Origin of the sequence: Paracidovorax anthurii, assembly GCF_003269065.1 — a bacterium.
Taxonomy (GTDB): Bacteria; Pseudomonadota; Gammaproteobacteria; order Burkholderiales; family Burkholderiaceae_C; genus Paracidovorax; species Paracidovorax anthurii.
In genome coordinates this window covers 1-20,661 of the sequence record NZ_QLTA01000049.1, presented here as the reverse complement: position 1 = coordinate 20,661, position 20,661 = coordinate 1, and the positions used below count along the sequence as shown (strand labels likewise).

22 protein-coding genes and 1 tRNA gene are annotated in these 20,661 nt (G+C 68.6%); 14 read left to right on the top strand and 9 right to left on the bottom strand.

The window, feature by feature from the left end:
- The first annotated feature begins 294 nt into the window (after nt 1–294).
- The 3 genes from infA (at nt 295) to AX018_RS19375 (ending at nt 1,675) form a co-directional block, all read left to right on the top strand.
- Nucleotides 295–543 carry a translation initiation factor IF-1 gene (gene infA / locus AX018_RS19385; protein WP_092739728.1) on the top strand — a complete coding sequence of 83 codons (249 nt, stop codon included), beginning with the start codon at nt 295–297 and terminating at the stop codon, nt 541–543.
- Between the two features lie 97 nt (nt 544–640).
- A tRNA-Pro gene (locus tag AX018_RS19380) sits at nt 641–717 on the top strand.
- A gap of 169 nt (nt 718–886) precedes the next feature.
- Nucleotides 887–1,675, top strand: coding sequence for an acetyltransferase domain-containing protein (locus AX018_RS19375; RefSeq protein ID WP_111880691.1), 789 nt, complete (start codon nt 887–889; stop codon nt 1,673–1,675).
- Between the two features lie 102 nt (nt 1,676–1,777).
- Here AX018_RS19375 and AX018_RS19370 read toward each other — a convergent pair whose 3' ends face one another.
- The 5 genes from AX018_RS19370 to AX018_RS19350 all read right to left on the bottom strand — a co-directional run bounded on the left by AX018_RS19370 (nt 1,778) and on the right by AX018_RS19350 (nt 5,421).
- Nucleotides 1,778–2,563: a peptidylprolyl isomerase gene (locus tag AX018_RS19370; RefSeq protein WP_111880688.1), complete on the bottom strand. Its 786-nt coding sequence runs from the start codon at nt 2,561–2,563 to the stop codon at nt 1,778–1,780.
- Nucleotides 2,564–2,639: 76 nt separating this feature from the next.
- Complete coding sequence (locus tag AX018_RS19365; protein WP_111880729.1) at nt 2,640–2,879, bottom strand: BolA family protein; 240 nt, start codon at nt 2,877–2,879, stop codon at nt 2,640–2,642.
- Nucleotides 2,880–2,917: 38 nt separating this feature from the next.
- Nucleotides 2,918–3,484, bottom strand: a complete 567-nt coding sequence (locus AX018_RS19360) for a septation protein A (RefSeq protein ID WP_111880686.1) — start codon at nt 3,482–3,484, stop codon at nt 2,918–2,920.
- Nucleotides 3,485–3,523: 39 nt separating this feature from the next.
- Nucleotides 3,524–3,934 carry a peptide-methionine (R)-S-oxide reductase MsrB gene (gene msrB / locus AX018_RS19355; protein WP_111880727.1) on the bottom strand — a complete coding sequence of 137 codons (411 nt, stop codon included), beginning with the start codon at nt 3,932–3,934 and terminating at the stop codon, nt 3,524–3,526.
- The gene (locus AX018_RS19350; protein WP_111880683.1) at nt 3,931–5,421 is read right to left on the bottom strand and encodes a protein adenylyltransferase SelO; all 1,491 of its coding nucleotides are present in this window, start codon (nt 5,419–5,421) and stop codon (nt 3,931–3,933) included. The genes msrB and AX018_RS19350 overlap by 4 nt, the downstream gene beginning before the upstream one ends.
- A gap of 183 nt (nt 5,422–5,604) precedes the next feature.
- Here AX018_RS19350 and AX018_RS19345 point away from each other — a divergent pair, with 183 nt between their 5' ends.
- From AX018_RS19345 to AX018_RS19295, 11 genes are all read left to right on the top strand, one after another.
- Nucleotides 5,605–7,245 (top strand): 3-(methylthio)propionyl-CoA ligase, encoded by a 1,641-nt coding sequence (locus tag AX018_RS19345; RefSeq protein WP_111880681.1) that lies wholly within the window; start codon nt 5,605–5,607, stop codon nt 7,243–7,245.
- A 133-nt stretch (nt 7,246–7,378) separates the two neighbouring features.
- Nucleotides 7,379–8,614, top strand: coding sequence for a branched-chain amino acid ABC transporter substrate-binding protein (locus tag AX018_RS19340; protein ID WP_111880678.1), 1,236 nt, complete (start codon nt 7,379–7,381; stop codon nt 8,612–8,614).
- Between the two features lie 103 nt (nt 8,615–8,717).
- Nucleotides 8,718–9,671, top strand: a complete 954-nt coding sequence (locus AX018_RS19335) for a branched-chain amino acid ABC transporter permease (protein WP_111880675.1) — start codon at nt 8,718–8,720, stop codon at nt 9,669–9,671.
- Nucleotides 9,672–9,677: 6 nt separating this feature from the next.
- Entirely contained in the window at nt 9,678–11,006 is a 1,329-nt protein-coding gene (locus tag AX018_RS19330; protein ID WP_111880673.1) for a branched-chain amino acid ABC transporter permease, read from the top strand.
- Nucleotides 11,006–11,791: an ABC transporter ATP-binding protein gene (locus AX018_RS19325; RefSeq protein WP_111880724.1), complete on the top strand. Its 786-nt coding sequence runs from the start codon at nt 11,006–11,008 to the stop codon at nt 11,789–11,791. The genes AX018_RS19330 and AX018_RS19325 overlap by 1 nt, the downstream gene beginning before the upstream one ends.
- 1 nt (nt 11,792) lies before the next feature.
- Nucleotides 11,793–12,488 carry an ABC transporter ATP-binding protein gene (locus AX018_RS19320; RefSeq protein WP_111880670.1) on the top strand — a complete coding sequence of 232 codons (696 nt, stop codon included), beginning with the start codon at nt 11,793–11,795 and terminating at the stop codon, nt 12,486–12,488.
- A gap of 140 nt (nt 12,489–12,628) precedes the next feature.
- A complete protein-coding gene (locus AX018_RS19315) occupies nt 12,629–13,861 on the top strand; it encodes a SpoIIE family protein phosphatase (RefSeq protein WP_111880667.1) in 1,233 nt (410 codons plus the stop codon).
- Between the two features lie 35 nt (nt 13,862–13,896).
- Nucleotides 13,897–14,469 carry a SiaB family protein kinase gene (locus AX018_RS19310; protein ID WP_111880665.1) on the top strand — a complete coding sequence of 191 codons (573 nt, stop codon included), beginning with the start codon at nt 13,897–13,899 and terminating at the stop codon, nt 14,467–14,469.
- 33 nt (nt 14,470–14,502) lie between these two features.
- Nucleotides 14,503–14,892 (top strand): DUF1987 domain-containing protein, encoded by a 390-nt coding sequence (locus AX018_RS19305; protein ID WP_111880662.1) that lies wholly within the window; start codon nt 14,503–14,505, stop codon nt 14,890–14,892.
- Nucleotides 14,889–15,650: a GGDEF domain-containing protein gene (locus AX018_RS19300; protein WP_111880659.1), complete on the top strand. Its 762-nt coding sequence runs from the start codon at nt 14,889–14,891 to the stop codon at nt 15,648–15,650. The genes AX018_RS19305 and AX018_RS19300 overlap by 4 nt, the downstream gene beginning before the upstream one ends.
- Nucleotides 15,647–17,872, top strand: a complete 2,226-nt coding sequence (locus tag AX018_RS19295; protein ID WP_111880722.1) for a putative bifunctional diguanylate cyclase/phosphodiesterase — start codon at nt 15,647–15,649, stop codon at nt 17,870–17,872. Before AX018_RS19300 ends, AX018_RS19295 begins: the two co-directional genes overlap by 4 nt.
- Nucleotides 17,873–17,881: 9 nt before the next feature.
- On the opposite strand, the gene AX018_RS19290 is transcribed toward AX018_RS19295, so the two are convergent.
- The 4 genes from AX018_RS19290 to AX018_RS19275 all read right to left on the bottom strand — a co-directional run.
- Complete coding sequence (locus AX018_RS19290) at nt 17,882–18,961, bottom strand: hypothetical protein (RefSeq protein ID WP_111880657.1); 1,080 nt, start codon at nt 18,959–18,961, stop codon at nt 17,882–17,884.
- Nucleotides 18,961–19,953: a radical SAM protein gene (locus AX018_RS19285; RefSeq protein ID WP_111880654.1), complete on the bottom strand. Its 993-nt coding sequence runs from the start codon at nt 19,951–19,953 to the stop codon at nt 18,961–18,963. The genes AX018_RS19290 and AX018_RS19285 overlap by 1 nt, the downstream gene beginning before the upstream one ends.
- A gap of 85 nt (nt 19,954–20,038) precedes the next feature.
- Entirely contained in the window at nt 20,039–20,302 is a 264-nt protein-coding gene (locus tag AX018_RS19280; protein ID WP_111880652.1) for a hypothetical protein, read from the bottom strand.
- A gap of 83 nt (nt 20,303–20,385) precedes the next feature.
- On the bottom strand, nt 20,386–20,661 hold a 276-nt coding region (locus AX018_RS19275; protein ID WP_146749370.1), incomplete at its 5' end, for a transposase.

The following is a 20,661-nucleotide window of genomic DNA, read 5'->3' as shown; positions in this document are numbered from 1 at the left end:
GCGTGCGAAAGGCGTGCGGAATGCCGCGGCGGGGCTGTGCGGGGTACAATCGACAGGTTTTGCGCTGTGCCGCCGTAGGCCGGCGCTTCGAGGCTTCGAGATGCGGCGTCATCCGCCTCCCATGCTTCGCCTTGCGGCGCACATTCTTGCATCGACCGCGAGGCCCCTGCGTAACGAAGCGCATGCTTTTGCATCGCTCGTCGCGACAGCCCTGCGCATTCCTTCCGCCCCCCTGGATATGGGCCGCGCAGCCGCTGGCGCACCGATCTGGATTTTTAAGTTTCAAGTTGAACCATGGCTAAAGAAGAACTCATTGAAATGCAGGGCTCCGTGACGGAAGTGCTGCCGGACTCCCGGTTCCGCGTCACCCTGGACAACGGGCATCAACTGATCGCCTACACCGGCGGCAAGATGCGCAAGCACCACATCCGCATCCTCGCGGGCGACAAGGTGTCGCTGGAGATGTCCCCCTACGACCTGTCCAAGGGCCGCATCACCTTCCGCCATCTGCCTGGCCGAGGCCCCGGCCCGAGCTCGCGCTGATCCTGGCGCGAAAGCCGGCCGGTCCCGGCAAATAAATGCGGCATGAAGGGCCGCGTCGGCCCGAAGGGGCTCTGGCGCGGGTTAGAATGCCAGCTGTCGGAGCGTAGCGCAGCCTGGTAGCGCATCTGCTTTGGGAGCAGAGGGTCGCGAGTTCGAATCCCGCCGCTCCGACCATTCATAACGAGGGCTCCAAGGCCATGCCTTGGAGCCCTTTCGTTTGGGCGCGTGTTTTTCGGGCCCTGTGCCCGGTGCATCCATTGCGGCCGGTGCCGGGAGGGCCATGGGCGGCGGCCTCGCGTACCATGCCGGGCGATCCGATTGCCCGCCATCAGGCCCCATCCCCATGCCTTTCGCCCCCGCTCCCGCCGCGCCCCTCCACCCGTCCTCCGAGCGCGCGCTGGCCGTGGACGCCCTGCGGGGCGTGGCCATGGTGTGGATGACGGTGTTCCACTTCTGCTTCGATCTGAGCCATTTCGGCTTCTGGCCCCAGGAATTCCGCACCGATCCCTTCTGGACCCTGCAGCGCACGGCCATCGTGAGCCTGTTCCTGTTCTGCGCGGGGCTGGGGCAGGCGATGGCCTGGTCGCAGGGCCTCGGGTGGGGCCGGTTCTTCCGCCGCTGGGGCCAGATCGCGGCGTGCGCGCTGCTGGTCACGGCGGGCTCGTACTGGATGTTCCCGCGCAGCTTCATCCACTTCGGTGTGCTGCACGGCATGGCGGTGATGCTGATCGTGGCCCGCTGCACGGCCGGGGCCGGTCCCTGGCTGTGGCCGGCCGGGGCGCTGGCCCTGGCGGCGCCCTGGGTGGGCGCCTGGGCCCTGGCGGGGCCGCTGGCGGACTGGGCGCCGCTCTTCGACAGCCGTGCGCTGAACTGGCTGGGGTGGGTGACGCGCAAGCCCTTCACCGAAGACTACGTGCCCGTGCTGCCATGGCTGGGCGTGCTCTGGTGGGGATTGGCTGCCGGGCAATGGATGGCGCGGCATCGCCCGGGCTGGCTGGCGGGGCGGGCATGGCCCCGGGCGGCGCGGCCGCTCGCGGTGCTGGGGCGCTGGAGCCTCAGCTACTACATGCTGCACCAGCCCGTGATGATCGGCGCGCTCATGGCCGTCGTGTGGTGGCGCGGCGGGGCCTGATGCATCCGGACCCCGGCGACCCGCGGGGCAGGGGAAAAAAGAAAACGCGGCCCGGGGCCGCGTTTTTCATGGAGGGATCGAAGGGCCCGAGGGCCCCGTGGATCACTCGACCTTGGCCTTGGCGCGCAGGTCTTCCTGGAACTTGACCAGCTTTTGCTGCTGCAGCTGCTGGGCCACTTGCGGCTTGACCTCGTCCAGCTTGGGCAGCTTGGCTTCGCGCACGTCGTCCAGGCGGATGACGTGCCAGCCGAACTGCGTCTTGACCGGGGTCTGCGTCATCTTGCCCTTGTCGAGCTTCACGAGCGCTTCGGTGAACTCGGACACGTAGCTGCTGGGCGTGGCCCAGTCGAGGTCGCCGCCGCGTGCGCCGGAGCCGGGGTCCTTGGACTGCTTCTTGGCGATGTCTTCGAACTTGGCGCCCTTCTTGATGGACGCGATGATCGCCTTGGCCTGGTCTTCCTTCTCCACCAGGATGTGGCTGGCCTTGTATTCCTTGCCGGTGTTGGCGGCCACGAACTTGTCGTATTCGGCCTGGACCTCGGCGTCGGTGACGGGGTTGTTCTTCTGGTAGTCGGCGAACAGCTCGCGGATCAGGATGGTCTGGCGGGCCAGTTCCATCTGGACCTTGTAGTCGGCGGAGCCTTCCAGGCCGCGCTTCTGGGCTTCCTGGATGAAGACTTCCCGGGCAATGACTTCCTCCTTGATCTGGTTCTCGATCTCGGGGGTGACGGGGCGGCCGGAGCGCTCCACCTGTTGCTTGAGGACGTCGGCACGTTCCTTGGGCACGGCCTTGCCGTTGACGACGGCGATGTTCTGCGCGAAAGCGGGCAGGGCGGCCGAGCCGAGCACGGCTGCGGCCACGAGGCCGGACAAGAGCTTTTTCTTCATTGGGAAATCCACAAAAAGGAAGGGGCCGGCTGACGGGGCGCTGCGCGCCACCAAGGGCCCGGACGTGGGAATCGGATCAAAGGACTTCGATGGCTATGGCGTGCGCGCCCCGATCGATGAATTCCTGCAGCGCATCATACACAAGGCGATGCCGCGCCACGCGTGGCCTGCCCGTAAACAAAGGTGACGAGATGCGTACCCGGAAGTGCGTGCCGAAGCCCGTTCCGTTGGCACCCGCGTGGCCCGCGTGGGCGGCGCTTTCGTCCAGCACCTCGAGCGCGGTGGGGGCGAGGGCTTCGCGCAGTTTGCGTTCCATGGCCTGGGCGGTGATCCCCCCGGCAGGTGCGGCGCCGCTCACGGCTGGGCGTCCTCGGCGGAGGAGGGCTTGTTCTCGCCTTCCTTGATGTAGCGGCTGAGGTAGAGCGCCTGCCCGACCACGAACACGGCCATGAGGCCGAGGCCGCCGAAGAGCTTGAAGTTGACCCAGGCATCGGTGCTGAAGGTGTAGGCCACCCACAGGTTGACGAAGCCCATGGCCGCGAAGAACGCGGTCCAGCTCCAGTTCATGGCGCGCCACGCTGCATCGGGCAGCTCCATCTGGGCGCCCATGAGCGAGCGGATCAGGTTCTTGTGGAAGACGAACTGGCCGATGAGCAGCGCGGCCGCCATCAGCCAGTACAGCACCGTGGGCTTCCACTTGATGAAGGTCTCGCTGTGCGCGAGCAGCGTGGCGCCGCCGAAGACGACGATCACGCCCAGGCTCACCCACTGCATGGGCTCGACCCGGCCGTGGCGCACGCGCAGGTAGGCGATCTGCAGCACGGTGGCGGCGATCGCCACGGCCGTGGCCGTGTAGATGCCCCACAGCTTGAAGGCCGCGAAGAACAGGATGATGGGGAAGAAGTCGATCAGCAGTTTCATAGGGGGACGCGGCCGGTGGCCGGGTTCTTTCACACCTTCTCAGGCGCCGGGCTCGAAGTCCAGCGAGGCGGAGTTCATGCAGTAGCGCAGCCCGGTGGGGGTGGGGCCGTCCTCGAACACGTGCCCGAGGTGCGCCCCGCATTGTGCACACACCGTCTCGGTGCGGACCATGCCGTGGCTGCGGTCCACGATCTCCCGGATGGCGCCCGGCACGGCCAGCGAGAAGCTGGGCCAGCCGCACCCGGCATCGAACTTGGTGCCGGAGTCGAACAGCTTGGCGCCGCAGCACACGCAGTGGTAGCTGCCGTCCGCCCAGTGCGCCTCGTACTTGCCCGTGAAGGGGCGCTCGGTGGCGGCGTGGCGCGTGACCTGCCAGGCCGCCGGCTCGGCGCCCTTGTCTCGCAGCAGGGCCTGCCATTCGGCATCGGTTTTCTGGATCGGAAAGGTCATGATGAACAACTGATTTCGATGGAGGACGCCCAGTCGGGCGGAAAGCCGGCCCACTCCTCGCGGCCAGGGTGCTCGTCGAAGGGCCGCGCGAGCACGGCCTGCAGCGCCTGCAGCGGAGCGAAGTCGCCGGCCCTGGCCGCACGGATGGCGAGTTCGCCCAGGTGGTTGCGCAGGACGAACCGGGGGGTGGTTTTCAGCATCAGATCGGCCGCATGTCGCTGATCTTCCTGGCTGAGGTGCTCTGAATACTGTAGCAGCCAGGCATCCCATGCGGCGCGGTCCGGGAAGAGGTCGCGCACGGGCGTGAAGTCCTGCGAGGCCACGGCCCCGGAGAGGCGCCGCCAGAAGAGGGTGTGGTCCACCGCGTGCCGGGCCAGCAGGCCGAGCAGGCCGTCCACGAGCGCGGCGTCGCCCTCGCGCGGTGCCGAGAGCCCGAGCTTGGCGCGCATGCGGCGCATGAATTCGGCGGGGAACACGCTGCGGTAGGACTCGAGCGCGGCCTGCGCGAGGCCGGTGTCGCCGATCAGCGGCATGAGGGCCTGGCCCAGGCAGAACAGGTTCCAGTACGCGACCTGCGGCTGCTGGTCGAAGGCGTAGCGGCCCTGGCCGTCGCTGTGGTTGCAGATGTGGCCGGGGTCGAAGGCATCCAGGAACTGGAAGGGGCCGTAGTCGATGGTCAGCCCCAGGATGCTCATGTTGTCGGTGTTCATCACACCGTGGCAGAAGCCCACGGCCTGCCACTGCGCGACGAGGGCGGCGGTGCGCTCGCTCACGGTGCGCAGCAGCGCCGCGTAAGGATGGCCGCCGGATGCCGGCCCGGCGTCGCGGCAGGCGGGGTAGTAACGGTCGATCACGTAGTCGGCGAGGGCGCGCAGCTGCGGCTCCTGGTCGCGCGCGGCGAAGTGCTCGAAGTGCCCGAAGCGGATGAAGCTGGGCGCCACGCGCGTGACCACGGCGGCCGTCTCGATCTCCTCGCGCACCACGGGCGCGGGCGAGCCGGTGAGGGCGAGCGCGCGCGTCGTGGGGATGCCCAGCGCATGCATGGCCTCGCTGCAGAGGAATTCGCGGACCGACGAGCGCAGCACGGCGCGGCCGTCGCCCATGCGGGAGTAGGGCGTGCGACCGCTGCCCTTGAGCTGCACCTCGTATCCGCCCTCGGTCTCGCCCAGCAGGATGGCGCGGCCGTCGCCGAGCTGCCCGGCCCAGACGCCGAACTGGTGGCCGCTGTACACGCTGGCCAGCGGCCGCATGCCGTGCAGCAGCGCGTTGCCCGAGAGCACCTGCCGCGCGGCATCGCTGCCCAGCCAGCCCGGCGCCAGGCCGATCAGGCCGGCGGTGTCGGTGCTGCCGGCGATCCAGTACGGGTCGGGCAGCGGCGTGGGCGCGAGTTCGGTGAAGAAGTCGGGCCCCAGCGCGGCGAAGCCGTTGCGCCATCGCAGGCCCGGATGCGCCTCGGCCGCGGGGGCGGTGGAGTCGATGGAGGTCATCCGCGCCATTGTCTCCGAGCGGCTTTGCCACGGCCCGCCGCAGGGGCTTGGGCGCTGCCGCGGGGCGGGCTGTCAACCGGGCGACAAGCCCGCGCCGCTGCGGGCTTGCCGGGGGCCGGGCGGGCAAATCGCACGGGTAGGATAAGGAACCGACCCATTCTCACCAGAACACAAGGAGACACCATGCTGGGCCTGATGCAGAGCCAACCCCTGCTGATTTCCACGCTCGTGGAGTTCGCCGAGCGCCACCACGGCGACGCGGAGATCGTTTCGCGGCGCGTGGAGGGCGACATCCACCGCTACACCTACCGCGACATGGCCGCCCGCGCGCGCCAACTCGCGAATGCGCTGGACGGCGATGCGCTGGCCTTCGGCGACCGCGTCGCCAGCCTGGCCTGGAACGGCTACCGGCACCTGGAGATGTACTACGGCGTGAGCGGCTCGGGCCGCGTGCTGCACACCATCAACCCGCGCCTGCATCCCGAGCAGATCGCCTGGATCGTGAACCATGCCGAGGACCAGGTCCTGTGCTTCGACCTGACCTTCCTGCCCATCGTGCAGGCAGTGCACGCCAAGTGCCCCACCGTGCGGCGCTGGGTGGCGCTGTGCGATGCCGACCGGCTTCCGGCCGATACCGGCATCCCGAACCTCACGAGCTACGAGGCCTGGATCGGCGCGGCCTCCAGCGCCTACGCCTGGCCGGTGTTCGACGAGAACTCGGCCTCCAGCATCTGCTACACGAGCGGCACCACGGGCCACCCGAAGGGCGTGCTCTACAGCCACCGCTCCTCGCTGCTGCACGCCTATGCCGCCGCGCTGCCCGACGTGATGGGCCTGTCGGCCAGCGATTCGGTGCTGCCGGTGGTGCCGATGTTCCACGTCAACGCCTGGGGTATTCCGTACTCCGCGCCGCTCACGGGCTGCAAGCTGGTGTTTCCCGGCCCCTCGCTCGACGGCAAGTCGGTGTACGAGCTCATGGCCGCCGAGGGCGTGACCTTCGCGGCCGGCGTGCCCACCGTGTGGCAGATGCTGCTGCAGCATGCCCGGTCCGCGGGCCTGCGCTTCGGCAGGCTCCAGCGCACGGTGATCGGCGGATCGGCCTGCCCGCCGGCCATGATCGAGGCCTTCCAGAACGAGTACGGCGTGCGCGTGCTGCACGCCTGGGGCATGACCGAGATGAGCCCGCTGGGCACGCTGTCCTCGCTCAAGAACAAGCACCAGGGCCTGCCGCCCGCGGAGCAGACGAAGGTTCTGCTCAAGCAGGGCCGCGCGATCTACGGCGTGGACATGAAGATCGTCGATGGCGACGGCTGCGAGCTGCCCTGGGACGGCAAGGCCTATGGCGACCTGCTGGTCAAGGGCCCCTGGATCGTGGACCGCTACTACCGCGCCGAGGGCAGTCCGCTCGTGCCCGACGCGCAGGGGCGCGGCTGGTTCCCCACGGGTGACGTGGCCACCATCGATGCCGACGGCTACATGCAGATCACCGACCGCAGCAAGGACGTCATCAAGTCCGGCGGCGAGTGGATCAGCTCCATCGACATCGAGAACATCGCCATGGCGCACCCGTCCGTGGCCATGGCGGCCTGCGTGGGCATGCCGCACCCCAAGTGGGACGAGCGCCCCATCGTGGTCGTGGTGAAGCGCCAGGGCGCCGAGCTGACGCGCGAGGAATTGCTGGCCTTCTACGAGGGCAAGACCGCCAAGTGGCAGATCCCGGACGACGTGGTGTTCGTCGATGCGATCCCCATCGGCGCCACGGGCAAGATGCTCAAGGCGAAGCTGCGCGAGCAGTTGCAGGGCTATCGCCTGCCCAGCCTGTGAAGGTGAAATGGGCCCGCGGGCGCGCGAGTCGCCTGCGGGATAGGCGCTAGGGTGAATCCCTGAACACCGCCCCGGGCCTCGCCTGTACGCTGCGGCGTGTTCGGTTACCCCCCAGCACACAAGGAGACAGGCGATGAGGTTTGCTATCAAAGCAGTAGCTGCATCCGTAATGTTGGCGGCGACATGCGCTGCATTCGCCCAAAAGGGCGAGACGGTGAAGATCGCCTGGCTCGACCCGCTCTCGGGGCTGATGGCGGCGGTGGGCACGAACCAGCTCAAGAGCTTCCAGTTCCTGGCCGATGAGTTCAGCAGGAAGAACGCCTCGGGCGTGAAGTTCGAGATCATCGGCATCGACAACAAGCTGAGCCCGCAGGAGACGACCAGCGCGCTGCGCTCCGCGATGGACCAGGGCGCGCGCTACGTGGTACAGGGCAACGGCTCGGGCCCGGCGCTCGCCATCATGGACGCGCTGGAAAAGCACAACGCGCGCAACCCCGGCAAAGAGGTGGTCTACCTCAACTACGCCGCGGTGGACCCGGACCTCACCAACAGCAAGTGCAGCTACTGGCACTTCCGCCTCGACGCGGACACCTCGATGAAGATGGAGGCCATGACCACCTTCATGAAGGACCTGCCGGACGTGAAGAAGGTCTACCTCATCAACCAGAACTACTCGCACGGCCAGCAGGTCTCCAAGTACGCCAAGGAGAACCTCGCGCGCAAGCGGCCCGACGTGCAGATCGTGGGTGACGACCTGCACCCGCTCGCCCAGGTGCGCGACTTCGCGCCCTACATCGCCAAGATCCGCCAGTCGGGCGCGGACTCGGTCATCACCGGCAACTGGGGCTCCGACCTCGCGCTGCTCATCAAGGCCGCGAACGACGCGGGCCTCTCCAACGTCAATTTCTACACCTACTACGGCGGCGTGACGGGCGCGCCCACGGCCATGGGCGCGGGCGCGGCGGGGCGGGTGTACATGGTGTCGTACAACCACTTGAACCTGCCGGGCGGCATCGGCCGCGTGGTGGCCGACTACAAGAAGAAGTTCAACGACGACATGTACACCGGCGCCGTGTACCACGCGTTCGCGATGCTCGACGCGGGCTTCGTGAAGGCCAGGAGCACCGACCCCGTGAAGGTCGCCGCCGTGCTGGAGGGCCTGAAGTTCAACAGCTTCAACGGCGAGGTGGAGATGCGCAAGACCGACCACCAGCTCCAGCAGGGCCTGTTCGTCTCCCGCTGGGAGAAGGCGGGCGGCAAGTACCCCAACGACGCGGAGAATACGGGCTACACCTTCGTGCCCGTGAAGTACTACGAGCCCTACGTGGCCAGCACGCCGAGCTCCTGCCAGATGAAGCGGCCTTCGTGACGGCGCGGGCCGCCCCGGGCGGACCCGCGTTTCCAGAGGCCCGCGCACCATCGGGCCTTTTTTTCACCCCGCCTCCGTCCCGCGCCGCGCGGCGCTCCTTTCGATGAACCTCGAGTTTTTCGTCATCTCCCTGCTGAACGGCGTGAGCTACGGGCTGCTGCTGTTCATGCTCAGCTCCGGGCTGACGCTGATCTTCAGCATGATGGGCGTGCTCAACTTCGCGCACACCAGCTTCTACATGCTCGGCGCCTATTTCGCCTACACGCTCTCGGGCGTGCTGGGCTTCTGGCCCGCGCTGTTCATCGCGCCCTTGGCCGTGGGCCTGCTGGGCGCGGCCTTCGAGCGCTACGCGCTGCGCCGCGTGCACAAGTTCGGCCACGTGCCCGAGCTGCTCGTGACCTTCGGCCTCTCTTACCTGATCCTGGAACTCGTGCAACTGGTCTGGGGCCGCTCCACCGTGCCCTACGGCCTGCCGCCGCAGCTGCAGGGGCCGCTTTTCACGCTGTACGGCACGCAGTTCCCCAAGTCGCGCTCCTTCGTGATGCTGGTGGCGCTGCTGATGCTGGCGTCGGTGTGGCTGGTGCTCACGCGCACGCGCATCGGCCTCGTGATCCAGGCCGCGCTCAAGCAGCCCGAGATGGTGGAGGCGCTGGGCCACAACGTGCCGCGCGTGTTCATGCTGGTCTTCGGCGGGGGCTGCGCGCTGGCGGGGCTGGCGGGCGTGATCGGCGGCAACACCTACGTGACCGAGCCGGCCATGGCGGCCTCGGTGGGCTCGATCATCTTCGTGGTGGTGGTCGTGGGCGGCATGGGCTCGCTCGCGGGGGCGTTCCTCGCCTCGCTCCTCATCGGGCTGGTGCAGACCTTCGCGGTGGCGCTCGATTACTCCATGGTGCATGCGCTGCGCGCGGTGGGCGTGGCTGTGACGGAGCAGACCTTCGGCTACCCGGTGCTCAAGCTCACGATCTCGCAGGTCGCGCCCATCCTGCCGTACCTGTTCCTGGTGCTGATCCTCATCTTCCGCCCCAAGGGCCTGCTCGGAACCCGGGAGGACTGATCCCCCATGCCAACGACTTCCTCTTCCAGCGCGGGCAGCCACTACCGTTTCCGGCCGCTGAACATCGGCCGCGCCGTGGTCTGGAGCCTGTTCGCGCTCATGCTCATCCTGGCGCCCAGGGTGTTCACGAGCAGCCTCGCGCTCACCATGCTCGCGCAGATCGGCTACCTCATCATCATCTGCTTGTCCTACAACATCCTGCTGGGGCAGGGCGGCATGCTGAGTTTCGGGCATGCGGTCTATACCGGGATGGGCTCGTTCATGGCCGTGCATGCGATGAACTGGGCGGGCCAGGGCGCGCTGCCCGTGCCGCTGGTGCTGATCCCGCTGGTGGGCGGGCTGGCGGGCATGTTCTTCGCGGTGCTGCTGGGTTTCGTCACGACCAAGAAATCGGGCACCACCTTCGCGATGATCACGCTGGGCATCGGCGAGCTGATGGCGTCCATGGCGCTGATGTTCCCGGAGTTCTTCGGCGGCGAGGGCGGCATCACCACCGACCGGGTTTACGGCAAGGGCTTCTTCGGCATCGGCTTCGGGCCCGCCATCCAGGTGTACTACCTGATCGCGGCCTACTGTTTCGTGTGCACTGCGCTGATGTTCGCCTTCACGGGCACGCCGCTGGGCCGCATCCTGAACGCCGTGCGCGACAACCCCGAGCGCGTGGAGTTCATCGGCTACAACACGCAGCGCGTGCGCTACTACGCCTTCATCATCGCGGGCTTCTTCGCGGGCATCGGCGGGGCGCTGGCGGCGATCAATTTCGAGATCGTCACCGCCGCCGACAGCGTGAGCGTGATGCGCTCGGGCTCGTACCTGCTGTTCACCTTCCTGGGCGGCGCCACGTTCTTCTTCGGGCCCATCATCGGCGCGGTGCTGCTGGTGTTCGCCTCGGTGCTGCTGTCGGAGCTGTCCAAGGCCTGGCTGCTGTACCTGGGCCTCGTGTTCCTCTTCATGGTGATGTACGCGCCGGGCGGCATCGCGAGCCTCGTCATGATGAACCTGCGCGTGGCGCGCCATGGCCGCCTGCGCGCGCTGGCGCCGGCCTACCTGGCGCTCGCCGGCACGGCGCTGGCGGCGGTGCTGGGCGCGGCGGCGATGATCGAGATGACCTACCACCTGCAGCTCAACGCGGCGCTCGGGCCGCACATCGGCTTCCTCGGCGCCACGCTCGATGCGCGCAGCGCGTCGAGCTGGTTCGGCGCGGGCCTCGTGTTCGCGACCGGGCTGGGGCTCTTCGAGCTCTGCCGCCGGCACTTCGCGCGGCAGTGGGGCGCCGTGCAGGAGGCGATCGAGCGCGACCTGCAGTCGGGCACCGCCGGCAGGGGGCGCGCATGATGGCGGCCGCGGGCGATACGCCGGCGCTGGAGCTGCGCGACCTGCGCAAGCGCTTCGGCAAGACCGAGATCATCCGGGGGGCCAACCTGTCGGTGCGCGCGGGCGAGCGCGTGGCCATCATCGGGCCCAACGGCGCTGGCAAGTCCACGCTGTTCAATCTGGTCAGCGGGCGCTTCGGCCCTTCGAGCGGCGAGGTGCTGCTGCACGGTCAGCGCATCGACGGCAAGGCGCCCTACGAGATCAACCGCCTAGGCCTGTCGCGCAGCTTCCAGATCACCAACATCTTCCCCAAGCTCAGCGTGTTCGAGAACCTGCGCTGCGGCGTGCTCTGGAGCCTGGGCTACCGCTACAGCTTCTGGCGCTTCCTCTCGCGCCTGCACGACGCGAACGCGCGGGCCGAGGCGCTGCTGGAGCAGATCCATCTGGGGACCAAGCGCGACACGCTGGCCATGAACCTCACCTATGCCGAGCAGCGCGCGCTGGAGATCGGCATCACCATCGCGGGCGGCGCCAGCGTGATCCTGCTGGACGAACCCACGGCCGGCATGAGCAAGAGCGAGACGGCGCGCTTCATCCAGCTCATCCGCGAGGTCACCGAGGGGCGCACCCTGCTCACCGTGGAGCACGACATGGGCGTGGTCTTCGGCCTCGCGGACCGCATCGCCGTGGTGGTGTACGGCGAGGTGATCGCCTTCGACACACCCGAAGCCGTGCGTGCCAACCCGCGCGTGCAGGAAGCCTACCTCGGCTCAGTCATCGCGTCGCAACAGGCGGAGGGGCACTGAGATGCTGCACATACAGGATCTGCATGCCTACTATGGCAAGAGCCACGTGCTGCACGGCGTGGGCTTCGACGTGGCGCCCGGCGAGATCGTGGCCCTGCTGGGGCGCAACGGCTCGGGCCGCTCCACCACGGCCAAGGCCGTCATGGGCCTCGTGCAGTGGGAGGGCACGATGGCGTGGAAGGGCCGCCCGCTCACGGGCCGCAAGCCCTACGAGATCGCCCACCTGGGCCTGGGCTACGTGCCCGAGAGCCGCGACGTGTTCCCCAACCTCACCGTGCACCAGAACCTGCTGCTGGGCCAGAAGGGCCGCGGCCGGGGCAGCCGCTGGGGCTTCGACGACATGTATGCGATGTTCCCGCGCCTGAAGGAGCGCCAGCACACCGAGGCGGGCGTGATGTCGGGCGGCGAGCAGCAGATGCTCACGCTCTGCCGCACGCTCATGGGCGACCCGGACCTGATCATCATCGACGAGCCCACCGAGGGCCTCGCGCCCAAGATCGTGGAGCAGGTGGGCGAGTACCTGCAGAAGATCCGCGAGCGCGGCGTCTCGGTGCTGCTGATCGAGCAGAAGCTCACCATCGCGATGCGCATCTCGGACCGCGCGCTGGTCATGGGCCACGGCAGCATCGTGTACGACGGCACGCCCGAGGGGCTGCGCGAAAACACGGCGGTGCGCAAGGAGTGGCTGGAGGTGTGAGGGCGTGACCGCGCCATGGGCGGGGCCGTCCTGGCGGTCCGGCGAGCCCCCCCCGCCGCAGGCTTGTGTGACAGGAACCGTCATCAAATGGAAATGTTCCGTCATTAACATTTGCTGACATCATTTCCGACGCCGCAGGCATGCTCGATTCCCGTGCGTATTTGACCGAGTTCCGTCCACGTTTCCGTCCTCCCAGCGCCGCGGACCTCTGCATCGGCGTACCGTGCATGACCACCGGCCAGACCAACGAAGAGGTTCTGGAGGTGTTCAGCCAGCACCGCGACTTGATCGCCTTGCCGGTGGTGGAAGGCACGCGGCCCATCGGGCTGATCAACCGCAACATCTTTCTCTCGCAGATGAGCAAGCAGTTCCGCATGGAGCTGTATGGCCGCAAGAGCTGCATCGCCTTCATGGACAAGGAGCCGCTCGTCGTGGATGCGGCCATGGACATCGACACGCTCACCGTCCGCACGGTGGAGTGCGGCGAGAAGGCGCTGTCCGATGGATTCATCATCACGCGCGACGGGGCGTTCGCCGGCGTGGGCAATGGCCTGCAACTGATGCGCGTGGTGGCGGACATGCAGGTCTCGCGCAACCGGCAGATCATGCACAGCATCGAGTACGCCAGCGTGATCCAGCAGTCCACGCTGCGCACTTCCCGCGATGCCCTGGCGAGTGCCTGCGCCGATGCCGATCTGGTCTGGCAGCCGCGCGACGTGGTGGGGGGCGACTTCTACCAGTTCTGCGTCGCCGACGGCGGGTGGTTCGGTGCCGTGGCCGACTGCACCGGCCACGGTGTCCCCGGGGCCTTCATGACGCTGATCGCGTCCACCAGCCTGGGCCAGGCCATCGAGCGCCACGGCGCACGGGACCCGGCCTGCCTGCTGGGCAGCGTCAACCGCAGCATCAAGCAGGTCCTGGGCCAGGTGGACGGCAAGGACGAGACGCCCGGCTCGGACGACGGCATGGATGCGGCGTGCTTCTGGTTCGAGCCCGCGTCCGCGCGGCTGGTGTTCGCGGGCGCGCGCCTGTCGCTGTACGTGCTGCGGCCGGGCGCCGATGCCGTGGAGGTCGTCGAGGGGCAGCGCAAAGGCGTGGGCTACGTGGACAGCGAACCGGACTACGCCTGGCAGAACCAGTGTCTGGAGCTGCCCGCCGGCAGCCTGGTGTTCATCACGACGGACGGCTTGACCGACCAGGTGGGCGGCCCGCGCGCCATCGCGCTGGGCAAGCGGCGCCTGCGGGAGCTGCTGCTGTGCCACCGCGACGGCAGCCCCGCCGAGATCAACCGCGCCGTGCTGGCCTGCCTGCAGGAGTGGCAGGGCGAGCACGGCCGGCGCGACGACGTGACCTTCCTGAGTTTCCGCGCCTGAGGCCGATCCTCTTTTTTCCGACGGACCCGACCCTGATGCCTTCCCCCTTGATCGCCGGCAAGTACGGCCCCTTCTTCAGCGTGGCCCGCGAACACCAGGTCATCTTCTACTACGTGGGCTACTTCTCGCAGCACATCGTCGCCGCCATGGCCGACGCCGTGAAGCTGCAGCTGGAGGTGGCCGGAGTGGCCGGTCCCACGCGGCGCAAGCTGTTCTCGTCGTTCATCGAAATGGCGCAGAACATCATCCATTACTCCGCCGACACGCTCACGGCGCCCAGCCAGCCCGACGGCGAACTGCGCCATGGTTCGGTCTGCATCCGCCGCGAGGCCGACGGCCGCTTTCTGCTGCTGTGTGCCAACCCCATCGAGGCGGGGACGGCCGAGGATCTGCGCTCCAAGCTAGAGCGGCTGCGCAGCATGACGCTCGACGAGATCAAGCAGGCCTACCGCCAGACGCTGCGCGAGGAAACGCCGTCGGGCAGCAAGGGCGCCGGCATGGGCTTTCTCACGGTCGCCCGCGATGCCAGCGAGCCGCTGGAGTTCGACTTCGATGCCGCGCAGGGCGCGGCAGGCGCCCCCGTCTTCTACCTGAAGGCGGCGATCTGACCTGCCCCGGCGGCCCCAGAGAAGAGATCACGCATGGACCATCTTTACATCGCACCGACCCCCAGCTCTCCCGAGGTGGATTTCCAGTTCGACAGGCACACCCTGAGCCTGCGCGGCGAGTCCTATCCCGAGAATGCCGCCGCCTTCTATGGCGGCATCATCGCGCGGCTCAAGGACTACCTGGCGCAGTTGAGCGGCCAGCGCATCGAGGTGCACATCGCGCTCGCGTACTTCAACAGCTCCAGCACCAAGATGCTCTTCAACCTCATCGATGCGCTCAACGATGCGGTCGAGGCGGGCAACCCCGTGGCGCTGCACTGGTACCACGACGAAGAGGACGACACCATCCTCGAATTCGGGCAGGAGCTGAGCGATGACTTCCCCGATCTCGAGTTCACCAGCCATCCGGTGATGCCGTCCTGACCGATGGACCGCATCTCCACCCCCCGGACCTCTTCGAGTCCGAGCACCGTGCGCTGCTGGCCGCCCGCTCGGCCTATGACGCGCCTTCATGCACCGAGCCGCAGGCTTCGGGCTGCCGCCAGGCCCTGGGCGACCTGTTGACCGCCTACGAGCGGCTGCTGCGCGAGACGCGGCGCCTCGTGCGCCGCAGCGATCGCGCCGAGCTGGAGATGAACCAGCTCAACCAGCGCCTGACCGAGCTGGCGGACCAGCTGCACTACCGTGCCACGCATGACCCGCTGACGGCCGTGCTCAACCGCGCCGCGATCATCGAGCAGGTCAATGGCCAGTTCGCGATCGGCAGCGTGGCGCTGATCGTGCTGGACATCGACCATTTCAAGCGGGTGAACGACAGCTTCGGCCATCCGACGGGCGACCGGGTGATCCGCGGCGTCGTCGATTGCCTGAAGTCCGTCGTGCCCGCCACGGCGCAGATCGGCCGGGTGGGAGGGGAGGAGTTCACCGTGCTGCTTTCCGGGCAGGACGGACTGGCGTGCGAACGGGTGGCCGAGGCCGCGCGCCAGGCCATCGAGGCCTTTGATTTCGGCCTGCCGGACGGCAGCCGTATCACCGCCAGCTTCGGCGTGAGCTGGCTGCAGGGCGGCAGCGGCTTCGACGATGCCTACGGCCTGGCCGACGAGGCCCTGTACGGGGCCAAGCGCCGCGGCCGCAACTGCGTGGTGTGCGCGAAGAATACGGCGGAAACGCCGAGCCCATGAGCATCGAGATCGGGCGGGATGCGCCCCTCGCCGACGCGGACTGCATGCCGCCGCCGGTATCCGGCGCCCCGTGCCCGGCGCCGCGGTGGCGGGTGCTGGTGGTCGATGGCGACCTGGACGTGCATGCCACAGCCCACGCGGCGCTGGAGGGGCAGGAGCTGATGGGCCGCGCCCTCGCGTGCCTGCATGCGCACACCAGCGAAGAAGCCCGTGCCATGCTGCTGGGCGAGCCCGATGTGGCCGTGGTCCTGCTCGGCATGGCCTGGGACCGCGCCGGGGTGGGGCTGGACCTGCTGGACTTCGTGCGCCACACGGCGGGGCTGCGCAACACCCGCATCGTGCTGCGCACCGCGCAGGCCGGGCAGATGCCGGACCAGGACATGCTGCTGCGGTTCGACATCAACGATTACCGCGCCAAATCCGAACTGACGCCGGGCCGCCTGCTGCCCGTGGTCCTCACTTCCATCCGCTCGTACGAGCAGCGCTGCGCCATCGAGGCCAGCCGCCGCAGCCTGGAGCTGATCGTGCGCTCCAGCGCGGCGCTGCTGGAGGCAACCGATCTCCAGGCCTTCGCATCGAGCGTCATCGTCCAGCTCGCGGCGCTGCTGGGCGTGCCCGAGCGGGGCATCGTGTGCGCGCTGAACGGCAGCACCGCCGAGCGCTGCCAGGTGGTGGCCGCCACGGGGCCGTTCGCCGGCCTCATCGGCCAGACGCTGGGGGCCATGCCCGACTCCCGCTGGCAGCGGCTGCTGTGCCGTGCGCTGAAGTTCGGCCACAACATCCACGGGGACGAGGGCGGCATTGCTCTGTACATCGGCAGCCGGAACGAACGGGGCATGGTCGTCTTCGTGGACACGCCGGGCCCGCACAGGGCGCTGGACAGCCCGTTGCTGGACGTGTTCACCGTCAACCTGAGCACCTTGCTGCACAACCGCGACCTGCTGGACCGGCTGCACCGCTTCGCCTACTACGACCCGCTGGTGCGCTTGCCCAACCGCGCCCACTTCGTGGAGAAGGTGGACGAATGCGTGCGCCGCGGCGGCGCGCAGGACCACATCCTGGCGCTGATCGACATCGACGACTTCTGCGCCGCCAACGACGTGATGGGCCACCGCTTCGGCGACCGGCTGCTGGAGGCCGTGGCCCGCCGGCTGGCCGACGCGCTGCCGCCCGGCGTGCTGCTGGCGCGCGTGGGGTCCGACACCTTCGGCGTGCTGGGCGAGGCGGGCCGTGTGGCGCTGCCGCAGTTGCTGCAGTGCCTGCGCCCGCCGCCCGCCGTGGATGGCGTGCCGCACAAGGTCTCGCTCACCTGCGGCTATGTGCACCTGCCCGCCCAGGCCCAGGCCGGCGTCGATCTGGTCAAGGACGCCACCATCGCCCTCAAGCGCGCCAAGCGCGACCACCGCGGGCAGCACCTGCAGTACCTGGACCACATGGGCACGGAGGCGCGCGACCGGGCGATGCTGCTGGTGGACCTGCGGGCCGCCATCGACAACGCACAACTGTTTCTGGTCTACCAGCCGCAGCTCCACCTGGAGACGGGCGCGCTCGTGGGGCTGGAGGCCCTGCTGCGGTGGCGCACCGGGGACGGGCGCTTCGTTTCCCCCGATGATTTCATTCCGATGGCGGAGCATTCCGGGCTCATCGTGCCGCTGGGGCAGTGGGTGCTGGTCACCGCCTGCCAGACCATGCGGGCGCTGATCGATGCCGGGCAGGCGCCGATGCGCATGGCCGTCAACGTCTCGGTGGCGCAGTTGCAGGACCCCGGCTTCCTCGACACGGTGCGCATGGCGCTGGCCGCGGCCAGGCTGCAGGCACAGCGCCTGGAGCTGGAGATCACCGAATCCGTCGCCGTGGTGCCCACCCAGTTGCTGCAGTCCACGCTGGCCTCGCTGCGGGCCGATGGCGTCAGCATCGCCATCGACGACTTCGGAACCGGCTACTCCTCGCTGAGCTATCTGGAGCGGCTGCCGCTGGACCGCATCAAGATCGACCGCAGCTTCGTGCGCCAGCCCCGCGGCGCCCAGGGGGCGCGCATCGCCGAGATGATCGTGCAACTGGGGCGCCAGCTGGGGTTGCGGGTGATGGCCGAAGGCATCGAGGACGCCGCAAGCTGGGATGCGCTGCTGCACATGGGCTGCAATGAGGGCCAGGGCTACCACATCGCTCCACCCCTGGAGCTGCCGCGGCTGCGGGACTGGCTGCAGGCGCGCCCGGGCTGACGTGGCACTTCAGACCACGGCCTGCGCGATGGACGAGAGCGGGGCGGGAAGCGGCCGAGCGCGCGAGGCATCGTTTCCGACCCCGGGGTAGCGCGAATGCCTGCGCAGTGCTTCGAGCCGGTGGTCCGGGCCCGGTGGGCCGCAGGCCAGGAGGCGGGCTTCCCATACCTCGTCCTGCCGCCGTTCGAAATGCGCCGCGGCGCGGGCGAGCCATGCGCTCCCGTCCTTGTGTTCCCAGCCCTGCGCGGCGTCGATCCGTGCGAGCGAGAGGGCCAGTTGCCCGAGCAGTTCGTGGTTGAAATCGGCGCTGTCCGCGAGGCCCAGTAACTGGCCCACCGCCACGGCGAGCAGGCCGTGCCAGTCCGGCTGCCCTGGGCGGGATTCCAGGGCGCACCAGCCGGCGAGGTGGGCCAGGGCGACGACGCAGGGCACCGGGGCCTTCGCGGCCCGGTGCATCTCCGGTTCCTGGCCCTGCCAGATGTCCTGCAGCAGCTCGGCCTCGGCCTTCAGCGCCTGCAGCAGGGGATGGCTGCCGGCGTCGCCGGCGCCATCGCGCAGCGCGTCGGCAAACAGCGCCGGATCGCGCAGCCGGAGCCCGGCCTGCAGGGCCTCGGTCATGGCCGCTTCCTGCAGCCACAGGCGCACGCCGGGGTGTTCGGTCTCGCGGGCCGCGAATGCCACGGGCTCGGCGAGCCACGGGGGAAGGCCCGCCTCCCGCTCTCCGCCGGCGGCGGCCCGCAGCGCGCGCAGCCAGCCGATGCCCTGCTGCGGCGCCGAACGTATCTGCATGCGCGCGAGATTGATGACCGGCTGCCAGATGAACAACCGGGCGCGGGCGCGCAGCCCGGCGGGTAGGTGCATCAGCAGCCGTATCTGCTGCAGGCACAGGCTCCGCGCATCTTCGCCGCGCCCGAGCATCAGTTCGATCAGCGCGGCGTTGTTCAGCGCGACGCAGTAGCTCTCCAGCTGCAAGAGGGGCGAGGCTTCGCGCAGGACGTCCGCGACCACGGCATGCCATGGGTCCAGGGGCCAGTGCGGGTGGCGGCGGCGCCCCGTGAGCAGGCCGATGCCGGCGGGCACGTTCCGCATCACCGGGGCAGCGAGTGGGCCGGGCACGAGATGATGTCGTTCGCGAGGCTGGGCAGGCCGTGGAACCAGGGGCGCAGCCGGTCCTGGTCGATCTCCATGTCTCCGTCCGGCGTGAGATGGCCGACGCGGTTGGCCGGGTCCTTCAGCGCCACGGTGCAGCGGGCCAGGTCCCCATTGGAGCGGATCACCCAGGCATTGGGCCGCCCCGCGTAGCAGGCCCGCGCGTAGATGTCCGTGCGGAAGGCGCTGCGGGCGCCCAGCGCGCGGTAGAGCGGCGCCACGGCCGCCTCGCGTTCGCGGTCGCTGCGGTACACCGGGACGATCGCGTCCCGCGGGCCTCCCAGATGCTCCACGGTCTTGACCAGGACCTTGAAGCGGGAATCCCTGAGCAGGGTGCGTTCCACTTCGGGTATCCAGCGGGCGATCTCTTCGGCGGTGTCGGGCCGGATGTGGAGCCGCAGCGTGATGTTGAACGGGAGCGGCGAGGCCTGCGCCGCGCACAGGTGCGACCAGATCCTCTCGTAGGTGGGGGCGCCATCCGCGCGCACGCGCACCGCGTCGTGGATGGCCGCCGGGCCGTCCAGCGTGATCTGGTAGTCCCGCACTTCCAGGGCGACGAGGCGGGAGAGGGTGTCCAGCCCGAGGTCCCACCCGTTGGTCGTCATGGAGCCGCGGAACCTGAAACCGTGGCGGCTTCCCGCGGCGCAGGCATGCCGGGAAATGTCCTCCACGATGGAGAGCGCCTTCAGGGGCTCGCCCCCGAACCACGCGATGCTGAGCAGCTGCAGCGAGGGCGCCCGGCGGTCGATGAGGCGCTTCACGCCATGGACCACCTCGGGCGGCATGCGGCCCTGCTGGAAATCCTCGTAGCAGTACGTGCAGCGGAAATTGCATTGCTCGGTCGGCAGCAGATGCAATTCGAGGACGTCGTTGGTGCACAGCATGGCGAGATCGCGCAGGTGCCCGGTGTCTGGGGTCGTCGTCGCTTCCATGGTCGGAACCTCCCGAAAAATGGTGCAGGGCTGGGTGCCGCCGTGGCTGCCGGCCAGCCCTGCGATACAGCGGCCTGGTGCGCGGTCAGCCGCCCGTCTTGGCCAGCTTGGCGTTGCGCGCGACGTTGATCAGCTCATCCATTCCGGATGCGCCGCTCTTTCCGCATTGGTAGGCATTGCCGCCGCAGCCCACGTAGTTGTCGGCGGCCGCTGCGCCCGGCCGGACGCTGTCGGCGATGCTCTGCTTGAGCTTCGTGACGAGTTCCGGGTTGGCGATATGGAGTTCTCCCCTCTCATTTACCGCGAGATCCTGGAGGTCCAGGGTGACGGGTTTGGTCGGATCAGGCATGGGATTTCCTTTCCTTTATGGTTTAAAAGGGCTTTGTTGCACAAATCAGTTCGAAGACGGCATAGCCCCAACCCCAGACGGATTTATGCCATGGCGGCCACCAGAACGGTTTGAGGACGACCGATCTGGCTGAAGCGGTTGAGTACGGCCACGCGGACATGCAACTCCACCACCTGATGCTCGAACGTGCGCGCCGTCACCCGTTCGCCCAGTCGCTTGAAGCAGTGCATCTTCGTCTCGACAAGGCTGCGCCGGTGGTAGCCGCTCCACTTCTTCCAGACGCTGCGGCCCAAACGCTGGCACGCCCGGATGGCTTCGTTGCGCTGCTCCGATCCCGGACTCGGCTTCTTCCAGTGGCG